Source organism: Ancylobacter sp., assembly GCF_965229075.1.
Taxonomy (GTDB): domain Bacteria; phylum Pseudomonadota; class Alphaproteobacteria; order Rhizobiales; family Xanthobacteraceae; genus Ancylobacter.
Window position 1 is genome coordinate 2,215,668 of the sequence record NZ_CBDDIO010000002.1, and the last position, 16,952, is coordinate 2,232,619.

At 68.4% G+C, this 16,952-nt stretch carries 16 protein-coding genes; 8 read left to right on the top strand and 8 right to left on the bottom strand.

What is annotated here, in order from left to right; genetic code table 11:
* Positions 1–25 precede the first annotated feature (25 nt).
* The 4 genes from ACO07Z_RS16390 to ACO07Z_RS16405 form a co-directional block, all read right to left on the bottom strand.
* A complete protein-coding gene (locus ACO07Z_RS16390) occupies positions 26–592 on the bottom strand; it encodes a sarcosine oxidase subunit gamma (protein WP_421699675.1) in 567 nt (188 codons plus the stop codon).
* A gap of 10 nt (positions 593–602) precedes the next feature.
* A complete protein-coding gene (locus ACO07Z_RS16395) occupies positions 603–3,638 on the bottom strand; it encodes a sarcosine oxidase subunit alpha (protein WP_421699676.1) in 3,036 nt (1,011 codons plus the stop codon).
* Positions 3,639–3,783: 145 nt separating this feature from the next.
* Positions 3,784–4,074 carry a sarcosine oxidase subunit delta gene (locus ACO07Z_RS16400; RefSeq protein ID WP_421699677.1) on the bottom strand — a complete coding sequence of 97 codons (291 nt, stop codon included), beginning with the start codon at positions 4,072–4,074 and terminating at the stop codon, positions 3,784–3,786.
* A gap of 12 nt (positions 4,075–4,086) precedes the next feature.
* Positions 4,087–5,337, bottom strand: coding sequence for a sarcosine oxidase subunit beta family protein (locus ACO07Z_RS16405; protein ID WP_244450668.1), 1,251 nt, complete (start codon positions 5,335–5,337; stop codon positions 4,087–4,089).
* Positions 5,338–5,600: 263 nt separating this feature from the next.
* On the opposite strand from ACO07Z_RS16405, the gene ACO07Z_RS16410 reads away from it, so the two are divergent.
* From ACO07Z_RS16410 to ACO07Z_RS16420, 3 genes are all read left to right on the top strand, one after another.
* A complete protein-coding gene (locus ACO07Z_RS16410) occupies positions 5,601–6,275 on the top strand; it encodes a YoaK family protein (protein WP_421699678.1) in 675 nt (224 codons plus the stop codon).
* A gap of 89 nt (positions 6,276–6,364) precedes the next feature.
* Positions 6,365–7,207 carry a tellurite resistance TerB family protein gene (locus tag ACO07Z_RS16415; protein WP_421699679.1) on the top strand — a complete coding sequence of 281 codons (843 nt, stop codon included), beginning with the start codon at positions 6,365–6,367 and terminating at the stop codon, positions 7,205–7,207.
* 313 nt (positions 7,208–7,520) lie between these two features.
* Positions 7,521–8,189, top strand: coding sequence for an outer membrane protein (locus ACO07Z_RS16420; protein ID WP_421699680.1), 669 nt, complete (start codon positions 7,521–7,523; stop codon positions 8,187–8,189).
* Positions 8,190–8,239: 50 nt separating this feature from the next.
* On the opposite strand, the gene ACO07Z_RS16425 is transcribed toward ACO07Z_RS16420, so the two are convergent.
* Positions 8,240–8,743 (bottom strand): invasion associated locus B family protein, encoded by a 504-nt coding sequence (locus ACO07Z_RS16425; RefSeq protein WP_421699681.1) that lies wholly within the window; start codon positions 8,741–8,743, stop codon positions 8,240–8,242.
* Between the two features lie 681 nt (positions 8,744–9,424).
* Between ACO07Z_RS16425 and ACO07Z_RS16430 the strand changes: the two genes are divergently transcribed.
* The gene (locus ACO07Z_RS16430) at positions 9,425–10,600 is read left to right on the top strand and encodes a phosphoserine transaminase (protein ID WP_421699682.1); all 1,176 of its coding nucleotides are present in this window, start codon (positions 9,425–9,427) and stop codon (positions 10,598–10,600) included.
* 221 nt (positions 10,601–10,821) lie between these two features.
* Positions 10,822–12,408: a phosphoglycerate dehydrogenase gene (serA, locus tag ACO07Z_RS16435; protein ID WP_421699683.1), complete on the top strand. Its 1,587-nt coding sequence runs from the start codon at positions 10,822–10,824 to the stop codon at positions 12,406–12,408.
* 63 nt (positions 12,409–12,471) lie between these two features.
* On the opposite strand, the gene eda is transcribed toward serA, so the two are convergent.
* On the bottom strand, positions 12,472–13,119 hold the full coding sequence (eda, locus tag ACO07Z_RS16440; RefSeq protein WP_244450731.1) for a bifunctional 4-hydroxy-2-oxoglutarate aldolase/2-dehydro-3-deoxy-phosphogluconate aldolase: 648 nt from the start codon (positions 13,117–13,119) through the stop codon (positions 12,472–12,474).
* A 177-nt stretch (positions 13,120–13,296) separates the two neighbouring features.
* Between eda and puuE the strand changes: the two genes are divergently transcribed.
* Together puuE and ACO07Z_RS16450 are read left to right on the top strand one after the other, a co-directional pair.
* Positions 13,297–14,226 (top strand): allantoinase PuuE, encoded by a 930-nt coding sequence (gene puuE / locus ACO07Z_RS16445; protein WP_421699684.1) that lies wholly within the window; start codon positions 13,297–13,299, stop codon positions 14,224–14,226.
* Between the two features lie 5 nt (positions 14,227–14,231).
* On the top strand, positions 14,232–14,594 hold the full coding sequence (locus ACO07Z_RS16450; protein WP_421699685.1) for an MliC family protein: 363 nt from the start codon (positions 14,232–14,234) through the stop codon (positions 14,592–14,594).
* On the opposite strand, the gene ACO07Z_RS16455 is transcribed toward ACO07Z_RS16450, so the two are convergent.
* The gene (locus ACO07Z_RS16455) at positions 14,534–15,055 is read right to left on the bottom strand and encodes a two pore domain potassium channel family protein (RefSeq protein WP_421699686.1); all 522 of its coding nucleotides are present in this window, start codon (positions 15,053–15,055) and stop codon (positions 14,534–14,536) included. The genes ACO07Z_RS16450 and ACO07Z_RS16455 overlap by 61 nt on opposite strands.
* Before the next feature lie 30 nt (positions 15,056–15,085).
* On the opposite strand from ACO07Z_RS16455, the gene ACO07Z_RS16460 reads away from it, so the two are divergent.
* Entirely contained in the window at positions 15,086–15,925 is an 840-nt protein-coding gene (locus ACO07Z_RS16460; RefSeq protein ID WP_421699687.1) for a GNAT family N-acetyltransferase, read from the top strand.
* On the opposite strand, the gene ACO07Z_RS16465 is transcribed toward ACO07Z_RS16460, so the two are convergent.
* Complete coding sequence (locus ACO07Z_RS16465; RefSeq protein WP_421699688.1) at positions 15,866–16,834, bottom strand: DMT family transporter; 969 nt, start codon at positions 16,832–16,834, stop codon at positions 15,866–15,868. The genes ACO07Z_RS16460 and ACO07Z_RS16465 overlap by 60 nt on opposite strands.
* Positions 16,835–16,952 lie beyond the last annotated feature (118 nt).

Here is a 16,952-nt window from a genome sequence, read left to right on the forward strand (position 1 = left end):
GACTTCAGGCTTCGATCGGCAAAACTCACGCCAGTTCGCGGCGGGCGTCTTCCAGCAGTTCCCAGACATAGGGCGCGAAGGAGCGCCAGACATCGATGTGGAACACGTCGGGAGCGTGGCGCACCAGCACGATTTCCGCCTTGTGGAACACGGTGCGGGTGCACATGCCGACCGGGAAGGCGTCGAGCGACAGGTCCAGCGGGTTGCCCTGGTTCAGCACGAAGGCGGCCTTGTCGCCCGCGATCTCGATGCCGACGCTGCGCGCGGAGACATCGACCAGCGCATGCGGCACGCCCGCCGTCGCGGCCTCGATGGCGGCGAAGAGCGGCGCGGCCTCTGCGCCGGGGGCGAGCAGCAGCCACTCATCCGGGCCGAGCCAGAAGGCGAAGCGGCCATTCGCGGCATTGAAGCGGCAGGCCTCGCGCGGCAGGGCGACGCCGAAGGCCTCGCCGGCCGGGCCGATCGCCGCCTCGCGGCCACGGAAGACCAGGCGGGCGGCGTCCCCCAGCGCGCTGAGCCGCGCGGCGGGAAGGACGCGGGAGGCGGCGGCCAGCGCGCCGAGCGGGCGGGCGGGTGCGAGGGACGCGGTCACGGCAGCGCTCTCAACCATTGAGGCGTTCTCCCTTGGGATCGTAGAACACCGGCTCGACCACCTCGACCTCGATCGCGTGGGTCGGCATCGGCACCATCAGCTTCGTGCCGATGCGCGCGCGCCCGCCCTTCACCATGGCCAGCGCGATGGAACGGCCGAGAACGGCGCTGTGATAGGAGGAGGTGACGAAGCCGAGCATCGGCACCGGAACGGGGGCGGAGGGGTCGGCGACGATCTGCGCGCCTTCTTCCAGCACCACCTTGGGGTCGGTGGTCTTGAGGCCCACCAGCTGGCGGCGGTCCGGCGCGGACATCGACTCGCGGATGAGCGAGCGCTTGCCGACGAAGTCCTTCTTCGCCTTGCCCACCGCCCAGCCGAGATTGACATCGTCCGGCGTCGCCGTGCCGTCCGTTTCCTGGCCGACGATGATGTAGCCCTTCTCGGCGCGCAGCACATGCATGGTCTCGGTGCCATAGGGCGTGATGCCGAAGCGCTCGCCGGCGGCATAGACCGCTTCCCACACCGCCCGTCCATAGGTGGAGGGCACGTTGATCTCGAAGCCGAGCTCGCCGGTGAAGGAGACGCTGAACAGCCGCGTCGGCACGCCGAGAATGGTGCCCTCGCGCACGCTCATATGCGGGAAGGCCTCCTTGGAGAGGTCGATGCCCTCGATCAGCGGGGCGATGACCTCGCGCGCCTTCGGGCCCTGCACGGCGATGACCGACCATTGCTCGGTCGTGGAGGTGAGCCACACGTCGAGGTCGGGCCATTCGGTCTGGAGATAGTCCTCCATATGCGCCAGCACGCGCGGGGCGCCGCCCGTGGTGGTGGTGACATGGAAGCGATCCGCCGCCATGCGGCCGACGACGCCGTCATCCATGACGAAGCCGTCTTCGCGCAGCATGACGCCGTAGCGCAGCCGGCCGGGCTCCAGCTTGGCCCAGGCGTTGGTGTACATGCGGTTCATGAACTCGGCCGCGTCGGGGCCGACGATCTCGATCTTGCCGAGGGTGGAGGCGTCGAACATGCCGACGCTGGCGCGCACCGCCTTGCATTCGCGCGCGACGGCGGCGTGCATGTCTTCCCCCGCGCGGGGGAAGTAATGCGCGCGCTTCCAGTTGCCGACATCCTCGAAGGCGGCGCCGTGTTCGGCGGCCCAGTCATGGATGGCGGTCTTGCGCAGCGGATCGAACACATCGCCGCGCGCCGCCCCGGCGAACAGGCCGAAAGTGGTGGGGGTGAAGGGCGGGCGGAAGGTGGTGAGCCCGATCTTCGGCACCGGCGTGTCGAGCGCCTCGGAGACGATGCCGAGGGCGTTCATGTTCGAGGTCTTGCCCTGGTCGGTCGCCATGCCCGTGGTGGTGTAGCGCTTCACATGCTCGATGGAGCGCATGCCCTCGCGGGTGGCGAGCTTCAGGTCCTTGGAGGTGACATCGTTCTGCCAGTCGACGAACGCCTTGGTGAAGGCCAGGTTGCGCCCGTGCGGGGTGGCGCCGATGAAGCCGCTGGTGCCGAGATCCTCGGCGCTGGCGGGGATGCTCCGCGACGGCGCGGCCGGCACCGGCGTGGCGCCACGCGCGGGGGAGGTGTAGGTGCGGGCGGCAAGCGCCGCCGCCTCGCCCTGGGCGTAGCCGTCCTCCAGCACGCGCTGCAGTCCATTCACGCCACGGCAGGCGCCGGCGGAACGCTCGCGCTCCACCGAGGTGCCGGGCAGATAGGCGCCGGCGGCGCCGTCCCACACCAGCTTGCCGCGCGACTGCGAGAACAGATGCACGCTCGGCGTGAAGCCGCCGGACATCAGCACCGTGTCGCACGCAATGGTTTCCGCCGGGCCGACCGTGCCCTTCGTCACCTTGGCGAGCTGGGCAGAGGCGACGCGCAGCCGGCCTTTGGTGCCGACCAGCACGGTGGAGGGGCGCACATCGATGCCCGCAGTGAGGGCGCGGGAAGGCAGCTCGCCGGAGACTTCCGCGCGCAGATCGGCGATGGCGGCGATGCTGACGCCGGCGGCCTTGAGATCGAGCGCGGTGCGGTAGCCGGCATCGCAGGCGGTGAAGATCACCGCGCGCTCGCCGACCTTGGTGCCGTAGCGATTGGCGTAGGTGCGGGCGGAATCCGCCAGCAGCACGCCCGGCCGGTCATTGTCGGGGAACACCAGCGGGCGTTCCAGCGCGCCGGCGGCGATGACCACCTCTTTCGCCCGCACTTCCCACAGCCGCTCGCGCGGCAGATCGGGGCCGGGGGCGGCGAGGTGCTCGGTGACGCGCTCGGCCAGCGCGATGTGGTTGTGCGGGAAATAGCCGAAGGCGGTGGTGCGCGGCATCAGCGTGACATTGTCGCGCGCCTTGAGGTTCGCGAGCGTCGCCGCCAGCCAGTCGGTCGCCTTCTGACCCTCGATGGTGGCGGTGGTCTCCGAGAGCAGCGAGCCGCCGAGTTCCGCCTGTTCGTCGCAAAGGATCACCTTCGCCCCGCTCTCGGCGGCAGCGAGCGCGGCGGCAAGGCCGGCCGGGCCGGCGCCGACGACGAGCACGTCGCAATGGGCGTGGTTCTGGGTGTAGCGGTCCGGGTCCGGCAGATCGGGGGCGACGCCGAGGCCGGCCATGGCACGGATCTTCGGCTCGTAGAAGCGCTTCCACGCCCCCGCCGGCCACATGAAGGTCTTGTAGTAGAAGCCCGAGGGCAGGAAGGGGGCGGCGAGATCGTTGATCGCGCCGGCATCGAAGGAGAGCGAGGGCCAGCGGTTCTGGCTCTGCGCCTTCAGGCCCTCGTAGAGTTCCACCTGCGTGGCGCGCAGGTTCGGCGCAGCGCGGGCGGCGTCGCGGGCGACATTGACCAGCGCGTTGGGCTCGTCCGAACCGGCGGAGAGGAAGCCGCGCGGGCGGTGATATTTGAACGAGCGGCCGACGAGGTGGACGCCATTGGCGATGAGCGCCGAGGCCAGCGTGTCGCCGGCAAAGCCGGAATAGGTCTGCCCGTCGAAGCGGAAGGACAGCGGCGCGGCGCGGTCGATGCGCCCGCCCGAGGCGGTGCGGAAGCGGTTGGTCATGTCGAGGACCCTCGGGCGGTGTCCACCTCTCCCCGGCGGGGAGAGGTCGCCGCGCAGCGGCGGGTGAGGGGGAAGGCGGCGGCAGCGAAGGGAAGGCCCCTCACCCCAACCCTCTCCCCGGCGGGGAGAGGGAGAAGAGGTCGGCTCATGGCGCGCTCCCTTCGACATCCGGGCGCGGCTCGCCGGCCTTGTAGGTGGTGACGAAGAAGTCGCTCACCGTGTCGCGCAGCGCGTTGAAATAGCGCCCGCAGCCATGGATGTGGCGCCAGCGCTCGGCGTGCAAGCCCTTGGGATTGGTGCGGTTGTAGAGGAAATCGGCCCATTCCGCGTCGGTGAGGGCGGAAGGGTCGGCGGGGCGGGCAATGTGCGCCTCGCCGCCATAGCGGAACTCGACTTCCGGCCGGGCGCCGCACCAGGGGCAGGTGATGATGAGCATGTCCTGCCCTCCTCAGTGCGCGACGGCGGCGGCGGCCGCTTCGTCGATCAGGAAACCGTCGCGGAAGCGCTCCAGCGTGAACGGCGCGTTGATGGCGTGCGGGGCGTCTTTCGCGATGGTGTGGGCGAAGACATGGCCGGAGCCCGGCGTCGCCTTGAAGCCGCCGGTGCCCCAGCCGCAATTCACATAGAGGCCCGGCACCGGGGTCTTGGCGATGATCGGCGAGCGGTCGGGCGTCACATCGACGATGCCGCCCCAGTTGCGCAGCATGCGCAGGCGCCGGAACTGCGGCACCAGTTCGCAGATGGCGTCCAGCGTGTGGGCGGTGATGTGCAGCGCGCCGCGCTGGGAATAGGAGGTGTAGGCATCCGTGCCGGCGCCGATGACCATCTCGCCCTTGTCGGACTGCGAGATATAGGCGTGGATGGTGTTGCTCATGACCACGGTGGGGAAGGCGGGCTTGACCGGCTCCGACACCAGCGCCTGCAGCGGGAAGCTTTCCAGCGGCATGCGCAGCCCGGCCATGGCCATGACCACGCTGGTGTGGCCGGCGGCGGAGACGCCGACCTTCTTCGCCCGGATGAAGCCGCGCGAGGTTTCCACGCCCTCCACCGCGCCCGACGGGCCGCGACGGATGCCGGTGACCTCGCAGTTCTGGATGATGTCGACGCCGCGCGAATCCGCGGCACGGGCAAAGCCCCAGGCCACCGCGTCGTGCCGCGCCGTGCCGCCGCGCCGCTGCAGCGCGCCGCCGATGATGGGGTAGCGCATGCTCTTGATGTTGAGCGGCGGGCAGAATTCCTTCACCTGCTCGGCGGTCAGCCACTCATTGTCGACGCCGTTCAGCCGGTTGGCATGGACATGGCGCTTGAAGCTGATCTCGTCATGGTGGTTGTGCGCCAGCATAAGCACGCCGCGCGCCGAATACATGACGTTGTAGTTGATGTCCTGCGACAGGCCTTCCCACAGCTTCACCGCGTGCTCGTAAAGCGCGGCGCTTTCGTCGAACAGATAGTTCGAGCGCACGATGGTGGTGTTGCGGCCGGTATTGCCGCCGCCGAGCCAGCCGCGCTCGATGACCGCGACATTGGTGATGCCGTGTTCCTTGGCGAGGTAATAGGCGGCCGCCAGGCCATGCCCGCCGGCGCCGACGATGACGACATCGTATTCGGCCTTCGGCTCGGGATTGCGCCATTGCGGCTGCCAGCTCTTATGGCCGCCGAGCGCGCGGCGAAACAGCTCGAAGCCGGAGAATTTCTGCACATTCGCCTCCGCGGCAAAGAGTGAGACGCAGGCGGCCAAACCGAGGGGGCGGGGCCGCTTTCGTCGTCTGTCCGCATGCTCGCGCGCCGTCCGCAAAACGGCGAGCATTGTTTCGGCGCTGGCGTTGAACGTATGCGACATGAGATGCGACATGCCTTGCGACGTGAGCCGCGCGCCCCAGCCGCAATCCGTGTTTGAACCGGGCCTGCCGCGGCCCGGAGCCAATTGGGCTAGGCTGGGGAAGATTGGCCCGGAGATTCGCGATGAAGCCTTCTCTTCCCGCCGTGCTGACCCTGAATGCCGGCTATGTCGACGCCGCCGGCTTCCTTGCTCTGCAGGGACTTTTCAGCGCCCATGTAACCGGCAATTTCGTCACGTTGGCCGCTTCGCTCGTTCACGGCAGCACCGGTGCGCTCAGCAAGCTGCTGGCGCTGCCGGTGTTCTGCCTGGCTGTGATCGCGACGCGCTTCATCGGTGTCGCCCTCGCGGCCCGCTCGCTGCCGCGTCTGCGGCCGCTTCTGGCGCTGAAGATCGCGTTGCTGGCGCTGGCCTGCGTCTTCGCGGTCCGGCTCGGCCCGTTCGCCGACGCCGACAGCCCGGCCGCCATTCTGACAGGCATGATGCTGGTGGCGGCGATGGGCGTGCAGAACGCGGTCGGGCGGATGCATCTCGCCAGTTACCCGCCCACCACGGTGATGACGCTGACCACGACGCAGGTGATGCTGGACCTCGCCGACGTGATGCGCGGCGTCGCCGGCGCCGAGGCCGAAACCCTGAAGCCGCGCTTCCGTCGCATGGCGGTCAGCGTCGTCGGTTTTGCCCTGGGCTGCGGGCTCGCGGCGGCGTTCTACTATTTCGCGGGTATGTGGTGCTTCGCCATCCCGCCCTTGATCGCGTGTGCCGGGCTCGCGCTGGGCGAGGCGAACGGCACCAATTGACGAGATCCTGAAGGGCGAAAGGACAGCTTACCTAGCGTCCGCCACATTCCATCCTTACCTGCCCTGTTGCCACAGGAGCGGGACATCCCATGATCGACCTCAAGAACTTCGACGCCAAGCGGCTCCTCGACCAGTTCCTCACGCCGCAGGCGGGGACGCAGGGACAGGTGCCCGCGCAGACGAGCCCGCTGGGCGGGCTGCTCGGCGGCCTCGCGGGCAGCCTCGGCGGCGGCGTCACCGGCAGCGCCAACGCGCAGCCGCCCGGCGCGGGCACGGCCTCGTCCGGCGCCGGTGACCTGATGGGCCGGGCAAAGGACTATCTCGGCAATAATGGCGGTTCGCTCGCCTCCGGCGCGGCGGCCGGCGCGCTCGTGTCGCTGGTGCTCGGCAGCAAGGGCGGGCGCAAGATGGCCGGCAATGCGGTGAAGCTCGGCGGCCTCGCTTTGGTCGGTACGCTCGCCTACAAGGCCTATCAGAACTACCAGCAGGGCCAGAAGCCGCAGCAGACGGCGGCCGAGCCGGTGCCGAGCCAGCTGCCGCCCGCGCAGTCGCCGTTTCACCCCGCGCAGGCCGAGCGCAGCCATTTCGACGTGACGCTGCTGCGCACCATGATCGCCGCCTCGCTGGCCGACGGCCATGTGGACGAGGCGGAACGCGCGGCGATTTCCGCCAAGCTCGGCGGCGCCCAGCTGGATGAAGCCGAGCGCTTCCTCACCCAGGAACTCGGCACGCCGGCCTCGCCCGAGGCGCTGGCCGCCGAGGCGACCTCGCCCGAGCAGGCGGCGGAGGTCTATATGACCGCGCTGCTCGCCATCGACGCCGACACCACCTCCGAGCGCGTGTTCCTCGCCCGGCTGGCGACGGCGCTGAAGCTCGACCCGGCGCTGGTGCCGCATCTGGAAGCCAGCGCCCGCGCCGCGCGAGTGGGGTGAGGCCCCCGCCGGCCCGTCGCCCGAAAGGCCGTCATCCCGGCCGCGCCGCAGGGGACGAGCCGGGATCGCGCGCCGGATTGCCGGAACGATCCCGGACAGGGCCTGCGGCCCTTCCGGGATGACGTTAGCTTGGGCGGCAGAACCTTCGGTTCGCCCGAGGCAAAGCCGTTCCGGCTTGCCGGAGGCAGAACCTTCGGTTCGCCTGGAGGTAATCAAGGTTAAGCGTTAAGGTTAAGCCGCTCTTAATCACTCGCGGGCACAGTGCAGCCGTCGAAGAACGCCGGGACTCTCCCGGCTCGTCTGGGATGGTTGCATGCGTAAGTCGGGTGAGACGGTTGGGGCAGGGGTGCGCGGGAGCGTGCTCGCGACGGTATGTGTCGTTCTGCTCGCGGGTGGCGCGGCGCGGGCGGCGGATGCGCTCGACGCTCTCGACGCCGACGATCTGCTGGCCCGGGCGCCTCAGGTCGAGGAGGCGCGCAGCTTCTATCTGCGCGGCGATATCGGCTTCGTCTTCAACGAATCGGCCGATCTCGGCGCCGCCGGCCATGCGCCGGTGGATAGTGCCGGCGTGTTCGGCGTCGGCGCCGGCCTGCGGCTGAACGACCTCGTGCGCCTCGACCTCACCGCCGATTATCGCAGCGCGGCGGATGTCTCCTTTCGCGGCTTCAGCGGCGAAGCGAGCGCCACCACGCTGCTCGCCAATGCCTATCTCGACCTCGGCACCTGGTACGGGGTGACGCCCTATGTCGGCGCCGGCCTCGGCGGGGCGCATGTGTCGCTGTCCGGGCTTGGGGCGGGCGAGGGTTGGGGCTTCGCCTGGGCGGCGATGGCGGGCGGCACGGTGACGCTGGCGCCGAACTGGCAGCTCGATCTCGGCTACCGCTATGTCCGCATCGAGAACGCCGCTCTCGGCGGCGGGCTGTCGGATTTCAGCCAGGCGGCGCATGAAGTGCGGCTCGGCCTGCGCTACCTCTTCGACTGAGGTGCGCGGCGGGCCGGGCGCCGGGCCCAACCCGCCGGCGGGGCGGCCTTTCAGCGGCAGCCGGACAGGATGCGGTTGGTGGCGGCGGTCACGCCGTTGAGCGAGAACACATAGCTCGTGTCATTGCCGCGCGCGGAAGTGGCGCTGATGCTCATCTGGCTGCCGCCGCGCAGCGCTTCCAGAAAGGCCGGCTCGCGCTCGGCCCGGCGCAGCCAGGCGCTGCTGCCCTCGGTCATCATCACGAATTTGTCGTCGCCAATGCTGGCGACCACCTGCGAGCCGGCGGCGAAGCTATAGCCGGTCTGGAAACTCACCTCGGTGCGCTGCGTGGTGTTGGGCAGGGCGGTGACAAAGAACGTCACATCGCCATGGGTCAGGCTCTCCGGTTTCTTCGCGATGGGCGTGCTGATGGTATAGCATTGCGGCTTGCCATCGACGTTGAAGCGCCAGGTGCTCCAGTCCTTGTACTCACCCATTGCTGTCGGCTTGGCGGCCATGGCAGCCGTGCTGGCAAGGAACATCACACTCAGTGCGATGGCGGTCCGTCCAATCATGGGGGGAAGCCTCCTCTCGTCTGTGGTTCAGCGCAGAAGACTTGTCGCCCCGCGTTAAGACGGCGTTAAGGCACGGGGCGCGATCGCGATCACAATGTGGACAGGGAGGCCGGTTTTGGGAGGGGCGGCCTCATTTCCGGCCGATCCCTTCAGGTCGCGCCGCTTCGCCGGGGGCGCGGCGCTGGGGCCTAGATGGGGCGCGCAACATCAGAGCGCATAGTGGAGTAGATACATCGCTCCCATGATAAAAAGAGCGATAGAGAACGTGTAGTCCAGCATGATATCGAACATCGTCTAGGCACTTCTGTCTTGAGGCACGTGAATGCAGATGGTTAGGGATTTTCTATCTGGCGCCGATGCGGCGACATCGGCCAAATGCTGTACAGTCCTCCTGGTTCGTGTCCATGAACATCGCCGTCCCGTCCAGAGTGTGACGGGCAGGTAACAGCGAACCCTCTGCCGGAGTTCCATACCCTTCAGCGGTAATTTGAGGTTGGAAGTGGCCTAGGAGAGAGGGGGCTCCGGCGCGACCCAGACCGCACGAAGCCGCCGATCCGCGCCTCCGATGACACGGACACGCCGAGGACTCTTTGCCCCTTGCGTTTCGCGCCCGCCGGGAGTAGACCCCTTCTCGGGCTACCCCTCCCCACCGAGGGGCACCCATCTGGAAGGATGGCTATCATGACGATTACCGCGCAGCCGGCTGTGAAGCCGGCCAATCCCAATTTTTCGTCCGGCCCCTGTGCCAAGCGTCCCGGCTGGACGCTTGAGGCTTTGAGCGACGCTCCGCTCGGCCGCTCGCACCGTGCCAAGGTCGGCAAGGCGAAGCTGAAGCTCGCCATAGACCTCACCCGCGAAGTCCTCGAAATCCCCGCCGATTACCGCATCGGCATCGTTCCCGCGTCCGATACCGGCGCGGTCGAGATGGCGCTGTGGTCGCTGCTCGGCGCCCGCCCGGTCGATCTTCTGGCCTGGGAAAGCTTCGGCGAAGGCTGGGTGACGGATGTCGTCAAGCAGCTGAAGCTCAAGGACGCCCGTGTCCTGAAGGCGCCGTATGGCGAACTGCCCGATCTCGCGCAGGTAAATTTCGACCATGACGTGGTCTTCACCTGGAACGGCACGACCTCGGGCGTGCGGGTGCCGAATGGCGACTTCATCCCCGCCGACCGGCAGGGCCTGACCATTTGCGACGCCACCTCGGCCGCCTTCGCGCAGAATCTCGACTGGGCCAAGCTCGATGTCGTGACCTATAGCTGGCAGAAGGTGCTGGGCGGCGAAGCCGCGCACGGCATGCTGATCCTCTCGCCCCGCGCGGTTGAGCGGCTGGAAAGCTATGTCCCGGCCTGGCCGCTGCCGAAGATCTTCCGCCTCACCAAGGGCGGCAAGCTGATCGAAGGCACCTTCGAGGGCGAGACCATCAACACCCCGTCCATGCTCTGCGTCGAGGATTATATCGACGCGCTGAACTGGGCGAAGGCGGTGGGCGGGCTCAAGGGCCTGCAGGCGCGCTCGGATGCCAATTTCAAGGTGCTGGCCGACTATGTCGCCAAGACGCCCTGGATCGACTTCCTCGCCACGGTGCCGGAAACCCGCTCCAACACCAGCGTGTGCCTCGTCGTCGCCGACCCGGACGTGAAGGCGCTGGCGCCGGACGCGCAGGCGGCTTTCGCCAAGGCGCTGGCGGCCGCGCTGGAAAAGGCCGGCGTCGCCTATGACATCGGCGCCTATCGTGACGCGCCGGCCGGCCTGCGCATCTGGGCGGGCGCCACGGTCGAGGCGTCCGATCTCGACGCGCTGCTGCCCTGGCTCGACTGGGCCTTCGCCACCGCCAAGGCCGGCCTCAAGCAGGCGGCCTGAGCCCCTTTCGCGACGGTCCCCGCCGCTGACGCAAGGGGACGGCGAAGGGGCCGTGCAGGCGGCGAAGGCGCAGGGCTTTCTCTCCCGGCCGCGTCTCGCCTTCGACGCCTTGCATGTGCGCCCGACGAACGCTTCGTCGTCCCCTCCCGCCAGCGGCGGGAGCCTTCCTCTCTCCCGCTCCGCGCGGGTCGATGTTCCCATTTCCGAACAGGATGAAGCCCATGGCTCCCCGCGTTCTCATTTCCGATGCGCTTTCCCCCGCCGCCGTGCAGATCTTCAAAGACCGCGGCATCGAGGTCGATTTCCAGCCGGCGCTGGGCAAGGACAAGGACAAGCTGGCCGAGATCATCGGCAATTATGATGGCCTCGCCATCCGCTCCGCCACCAAGGTGACGCCGAAGATCCTCGCCAACGCCACCCGCCTGAAGGTGGTCGGCCGCGCCGGCATCGGCGTCGACAATGTCGACATCCCGGCCGCGACCGCCAAGGGCGTGATTGTGATGAACACGCCGTTCGGCAATTCCATCACCACCGCCGAGCACGCCATCGCCATGATGTTCGCGCTGGCCCGCGAGATCCCCGCCGCCGACGCCTCCACCCAGGCCGGCAAGTGGGAGAAGAACCGCTTCATGGGCGTGGAGCTGACCGCCAAGACGCTCGGCATCATCGGCTGCGGCAATATCGGCTCCATCGTCGCCGACCGCGCCATCGGGCTGAAGATGAAGGTCGTCGCCTTCGACCCCTTCCTCTCGCCGGAGCGCGCCAAGGATATCGGCGTCGAGAAGGTGGAGCTGGACGACCTGCTCGCCCGCGCCGATGTCATCACCCTGCACACGCCGCTGACCGACAAGACCCGCAACGTGCTCTCGGCCGAGGCGATCGCCAAGACGAAGAAGGGCGTGCGCATCGTCAACTGCGCGCGCGGCGGGCTGGTCGACGAGGCGGCGCTGGCGGAAGCGCTGAAGAGTGGCCATGTCGCGGGCGCGGCCTTCGATGTGTTCATCACCGAGCCGGCGACCGAGAACCCGCTTTTCGGCCTGCCGAACGTCATCTGCACCCCGCATCTCGGCGCCTCCACCACCGAGGCGCAGGAGAATGTCGCCCTGCAGGTGGCCGAGCAGATGAGCGACTATCTGCTGCGCGGCGCCATCTCCAACGCGGTGAACTTCCCCTCGATCACGGCGGAAGAAGCGCCCAAGCTGAAGCCCTTCATCGAACTCGCGGAAAAGCTCGGCTCCTTCGCCGGCCAGCTCACCGACACCGACATCCAGACCGTGCGCATCACCTATGACGGCGCGGTGGCCAGCCTGAAGATCAAGGCGCTGACCTCGGCGGCGGTGGCCGGCCTGCTGCGCCCGGCGCTGGCGGACATCAATGTCGTCTCGGCGCCGAGCATCGCCAAGGAGCGCGGCATCGTGGTGGAAGAGACCACCCGCGAGATCGCCGGCGATTATGAGAGCCTGATCACGCTCACCGTCATTACCGACAAGATGGAGCGTTCCATCTCCGGCACGGTGTTCGCGGATGGGCGCCCGCGCATCGTCGACATCAAGGGCATCAAGGTGGACGCCGAGTTCGCCCCCTCCATGCTCTACGTCACCAATGAGGACAAGCCGGGCTTTGTCGGCCGCTTCGCCGGCCTCCTGGGCGATGCCGGCATCAACATCGCCACCTTCGCGCTCGGCCGCGACCGGCAGGGCGGCGACGCCATCGCGCTTGTGGAAGTGGACGGCACGGTGCCGGCCGAGCTGCTGGCCAAGGTGCAGCAGCTCCCCTCGGTGAAGCAGGCCAAGCCGCTGGCGTTCTGAGCCGCGCCCCTCAACAAAGAGGCCCCCGGAGCGATCCGGGGGCCTTTTTCATGAACGCATCGCTCACATCGGAAAGGCCGCCCGGTGCAGCTTGGCGGCGGCCTTGGCGAGGGCGACGATCTGCTCCCAGTCGCCCATCGTCACCGCCTCGTTCGGCGCCACCCACGAGCCACCGACGGCGAGAATGTTGGGCTGGGCGAGATAGGCGCCGACATTGGCCGGGCTGATGCCGCCCGTCGGGCAGAAGCGCAGGTCCGGCAGCGGGCCGGCCAGCGACTTGATGAGGTTGACGCCGCCCACCGCTTCCGCCGGGAACAGCTTGAGCACGGGAAAACCCAGCGCGTGCAGCGTCATCGCTTCGGTGGCGGTGGCGCAGCCGGGCATGACCGGCACCGGCGCTTCGGCCAGCGCCTCGGCCAGCGCGGTGGGGCAGCCGGGGCTGACGAGGAAGCGCGCGCCGGCGTCGATGGATTTCTGGATGAGATCCGGCCGCGTCACCGTGCCGGCGCCGACAATGGCGTCCGGCACCTCGGCGGCGATGGCGGCGATGGCTTCCAGCGCCGCCGGGGTGCGCAGCGTGACCTCGATCAGCGGCAGCCCGCCCTCGGCCAGCGCCCGCGCGAGCTTCACGCCCGCGGCGACGCTCGGCACGGTGACGACGGGAACGACGGGAGCGCGGGCGAGCAGCAGGCTGGGGTCGGGAAGCGACATCGGAAACCTTGCGCAAGAGTTGCGGGGAATGCGTTGCGACATGAAGACCGCCGGGCGCCGGCTTGTCGAGAGGCACGGCCAAGAATTGTGCGCTGCGGCGTGGACAGTGCCGGTTCCGCCCTGGCTTTGAACCGGCTAGCCTGAGCGCCGCCCTTCGCCGCCCTCGGACGCGCCCGCATGTTCAACATCGATTCCGCCTATCCCCGCGACCTCATCGGCTATGGCCGCACCCCGCCGGATCCGAAATGGCCGGGCGGGGCGCGGATCGCGGTGCAGTTCGTCATCAATTACGAGGAGGGCGGGGAGAACTGCATCCTGCATGGCGACGCCGCTTCCGAGGCGTTCCTGTCCGAAATCGTCGGCGCCCAGCCCTGGCCGGGGCAGCGGCACATGAACATGGAGTCGATCTACGAATATGGCGCGCGCGCCGGCTTCTGGCGGCTGTGGCGGCTGTTCACGTCGCGCGGCCTGCCGGTCACGGTCTATGGCGTCACCACGGCGCTGGCGCGCAATCCGGAAGCGGTCGCGGCGATGAAGGAGGCGGAATGGGAGATCGCCAGCCACGGGCTGAAATGGATCGACTACCGCAACCATTCCTACGCGGCGGAGAAGGCCGATTTCGACACCGCGCTGCGCCTGCACACGGAAATCACCGGCGAGCGCCCGCTCGGCTGGTACACCGGCCGCACGTCCGAGCATACGCGCCGCATCGTCATGGAGGAGGGCGGCTTTCTCTATGATTCCGATATCTATTCCGACGAACTGCCGTTCTGGGTGGAGGGGCCGCGCGGGCCGCACCTCTCCATTCCCTATACGCTCGACGCCAATGACATGCGCTTTGCCATTCCCGCCGGCTTCGACCATGGCGAGCCGTTCTTCGCCTATCTGCGCGACAGTTTCGACGTGCTCTATGCGGAAGGGGCGGAGGCGCCGAAGATGATGAGCATAGGGCTACACTGCCGGCTCGCCGGAAGGCCGGGGCGGTTCCTGGCGCTGCAGCGCTTTCTCGACCACATCGCCCGACATGACCGCGTGTGGGTGCCGCGCCGGATCGACATCGCCCGGCACTGGCACGCCCATCACAAGCCGTCCCCGCTCTCGGAGTAAAGCCTATGACCCGCCCTGCCGTTCGGCTCGCCCTTCCCATCCTTGCCGTGCTCGGCGGCCCGGCGCTGGCGGACCAGATCGTCCTCCCCCTGCCGAAGGGAGTGAAAGCGGAGACGCTCCACGTCGCTTATGACTGCGGCGCCTTCGGCCGTGTGTCGGCGCAGTATGTCAACGCCCCGCCGGTGGCGCTGGCCAGCCTCTCCTTCAAGGGCGAATTCGTGGTGGCAGCCAATGTGATCGCCGCCTCCGGCGCGCGCTATGCCGGCGGCAAATATATCTGGTGGACCAAGGGCAACAGCGCCGACCTCTATGATGTGACCTTGGGCGAGGGGGCGGCGCCGGTCGCTTCCTGTGTCTCGGGCACATGAGCCTCCTCGTCATGATGCGGCGGCCGCCGGCGTGGCGGACGACGCACCTCCTGCAGATGCTGCTGGATGACGAGGAACAGCAGGGCGGTGCTCCAGCCGAACATCATGATGCCGCTGCCCGCCGTCATCGGGTCGATCAGCCGGGTCGCCGCGTCCTGCGTGGACTCACCGAAGCCCAGCGCGGTGTAATTGACGAAGGCCGAGTAATAGGCGTCGTTGTGATCCTCGACGATGCCCTGCGCGGCATAGACCACGGCCCACAGGCCGACCTCGATGAGATGGGCGACGAGCAGCACGATATTGGCGACGGTGAGCGCCGCGAGCAGCCGCAGCCGGGGATGACGCTTGAACATGTTGTCATAGGCGTCCGCCCAGTCGAGCAGGACATAGGTCGCCATCAGATGAACCAGCATGACAAGCATCATCACCGTGATGCCGATGCCGATTTCCTTGATGATCATTGTCGTCTCCCGGGGGCGGAGGAGGAGTGAATGCCGGCGGAACCTAGCATTCGCGCGCTTAACAGGGCGGAAATCGGGCTGGCGGTGGAATGGGCGGCGGCGGAAGGCTGGAATCCCGGTCTCAGCGACGCCGGCTGCTTCGCTACGGTCGATCCCGCCGGCTTTCTCGTCGCCGAACTGGACGGCGTCCCGGCGGCGGTGATCTCGGTGGTGAATTACGATACGCACTTCGCCTTTCTCGGCTTCTACATCGTGCGGCCGGACCTGCGCGGGCGGGGCATAGGCTTGCGCCTCTGGCAGGCGGGCCTCGCCCATGCCGGGGGGCGCACCATCGGCCTCGACGGGGTGGTGGCGCAGCAGGCCAACTACGCCAGCCAAGGTTTCGCCCTTGCCCATCGCAACATCCGCTTCACGGGTGCGCCGGAGGCGGGTGAGGCGGGAGAGACGGTGGATCTGGCGCAGGTGCCGTTCGCGGCGATCGAGGCCAGCGATGCCCAGGTCTTTCCCGCGCCCCGTGCCGCTTTTCTCAAGGCGTGGATCACCGCACCGGGCCATGTCGGCCGGGCGGTGCTGCGCGAGGGGCGCCTTGCCGGCTGGGGCGTGGTGCGTCCGGCGCGGACGGGGTGGAAGATCGGGCCGCTGGTCGCGGAGGATCCCGAGGTGGCGGACAGCCTGTTCCGCGCGCTGCGGGCGGCGGCGGGGAGCGATTCCATCGTGCTCGACGTGCCGGAGCCGAACGCGCCGGCGCTGGCGCTGGCCCGCCGGCACGGGCTCAGCCCCGTATTCGAGACGGCGCGGATGTACCGGGGCTCACTCCGGCCGGCGACGCTGGAGCCGGTTTATGGCGTCACCAGCTTCGAGCTCGGCTGAGGCGGCCGGGCGGCCGGTTTTCGGCGCCCATCGGGTGGCGATGACGACGCCGGACAGCACCAGCGCATAGCCGGCGGCATGGTAGAGATGCGGCCGCTCGCCGAGAAAGACGATGGCCAGCGCCGAGCCGAACACCGGCATGAGGTGGAAGAACGGCGCGGCGCGGTTCGGCCCCACCAGCTGCACCGCGCGGTTGAAGAACAGATAGGCCAGCAGCGAGGGAAACAGCGCGACATAGACAATAGCGGTCAGCGCCTTGGCGTCGAAGGTCAGCGGCGGGCCCATGATCCGCTCCGCCAGGAAAAGCGGCGTGAGCATGAGGAGGCCGAGGCTGAGGCTGATGCCGAGAAAGCCCAGCGCGGAAAAGGCCGGCCGGCGCGCCAGCAGCGAGGAATAGAGCCCATAAAGCACCATTGCCGCGATCAGCCAAAGATCGCCCCGGTTGAAGGCGATGTCCATCAGCACATGCGGATCGCCCCGGCAGATGATGGTAAGCACGCCCATCAGCGACAGGAAGATGCCCGCTGCCTGCCCGCGCGACAGCCGCTCGCCATTGAGCAGCAAAGACCAGAAGGCGATGAGCAGCGGCCCGGTCGATTGCAGCAGCAAGGCGTTCAGCGCCGGGGTGAATTCCAGCGCGTGGTACTGCATGGTGTTGAACAGGGTGATGCCGGTAAGCGCGAGCAGGCCGACCAGCTTCCAGTGCCGGCGCAGCAGCGGCCAGTCCGCCCGCATCGAGCGCCAGGCGAAGGGCAGCAGAATCAGCACCGCCAGCGCCCAGCGCAGCCAGGCGAGGCTCGCCGGCGGCACATGGCCGGCGACATGCCGCCCCATCACGATATTGCCCGCCCAGAACAGCGGGACGAGCGTGAGCAGCAGATAGGGCGCGTCGAACAGGCGGCGGAACATCAGCGGGCCCGGGTGGGAGCGGGTGGCCCGCCGAGGCTTTAGCGCATTTCCCCCGTGCTGGCGCCGCCGGGCGGGAGGCGCCAGCATGAAATCTTCTGATCCATCGCCGCGCGTCGGT